We start from the raw sequence: 1,421 nt of genomic DNA, 5'->3' as shown, positions 1-1,421 counted from the left end.
AGAAGCCAAGCGCTGAATTGTAAGCAAAGCGAACACAACCAAATGTCTGAGCAAGTATTGTTACCTGCTCATTGTTTGGGTAGAATCTGTATTTATACGCAATAAGTTTCAATTTTCAGCACCTTACATGACTGTATTTATATACAGCACTAAGTTCTAAACTTAGACTCTATGTGTAAATATGTCAATATTAGTAACAAAAAAAGTGCTTATTGCTACGCAATAATGACTTACATCACCGCCCTAAAGGACAGTGTTTTTCGTCAAAGGTGATAAAAAGAAGTAACAATACACAAAAATAAACTTGCTACTAATAAAATACGCTGTTACTATCAGCTCAGATTTATTTAATAACAATCCTCGAATTAAAAATCAACGATTAAGCCTTACCTAGAAAATCTCAGTAAGCCAGATTAAAAAATCCAACATATAAAGCTAAATTATTGAACAACGAAATACAGCAAATGTTGCGTGCTGTAAACACTTCTTACTAAATCAACTATTTATACACAACTAAATAGTCAGATTTCAGAATATTATCGTTATACGGTAATGAAGCTTATTACAAATTATGCGATAGCTTAAGCTACGCCTTATATAGTGAGTTTTATTATGACTATTATTTTTAATGGTACACAGATCCAAGTTAAACAACCGGTACACTCGATTTCAGTTCACAAAAACCGAGTAGCATTTACTGATTCACAAGGTGAGAAAACAGCTCAACTTGCAACAGTAACAGAACGCCGTAACTTTATTGATATGCTAGTAAGCGTTTAATTACATCAGCTAACATTATCAAACTTAATTCCCGATATTCTTTAATATCGGGATGTTAACCCCCTCGCTACCTCCTTATATACCCTTCATAGATTCTAAACTACCCATATCCTAACTACCTATACTCTAACTACCTATACTCTAACTACCCAAAACAAGTCTATCATCACGTTATAACACCTACATGTAGACAGCCCTATACCATTGATTGGTATTATTTAGCTAGGAGATAGGAGATAGGAAATATGAGATATGAATTTTAGACAAAAAAAAGTCAGGTTGTTAGCCTGACTTACATATATTGGAAAAGAAGGTCGACTGAAATACTTACTTCTATCTTCGCAATACTTTTCTTCTTACATTGACTTACTTTCTTCACTTACAGACTTCCTTACACTTGCTTTCACTAACTCGTACCTGTCACATACGTTATTCGTCTTCATTTACACTCTCTCTCACTTACACGTACTTTTCACATACGTTATTCGTCTTCATTTACACTTTCTTTCACTTACACATACCTTGCACATACGTTATTCGTCTTCATTTACACTTTCTTTCACTTACACGTACCTTGCACATACGTTATTCGTCTTCATTTACACTTACTTTCACTAACACGTACCTTTCACATACGTTAT

At 33.7% G+C, this 1,421-nt stretch carries 2 protein-coding genes; one reads left to right on the top strand and one right to left on the bottom strand.

Going from position 1 to position 1,421, the window contains the following annotated elements:
- Positions 1-112, bottom strand: a 112-nt coding sequence (locus tag AKG98_RS22110) for a helix-turn-helix domain-containing protein (protein WP_157534188.1), incomplete at its 3' end; no start/stop codon positions are given.
- A gap of 500 nt (positions 113-612) precedes the next feature.
- On the opposite strand from AKG98_RS22110, the gene AKG98_RS22590 reads away from it, so the two are divergent.
- Positions 613-780, top strand: a complete 168-nt coding sequence (locus tag AKG98_RS22590; RefSeq protein ID WP_198155597.1) for a hypothetical protein — start codon at positions 613-615, stop codon at positions 778-780.
- Positions 781-1,421 lie beyond the last annotated feature (641 nt).

This window comes from Moritella sp. JT01, assembly GCF_001574435.1.
Classification (GTDB): Bacteria; Pseudomonadota; Gammaproteobacteria; order Enterobacterales; family Moritellaceae; genus Moritella.
This window is presented reverse-complemented; position numbering and strand designations above follow the sequence as displayed.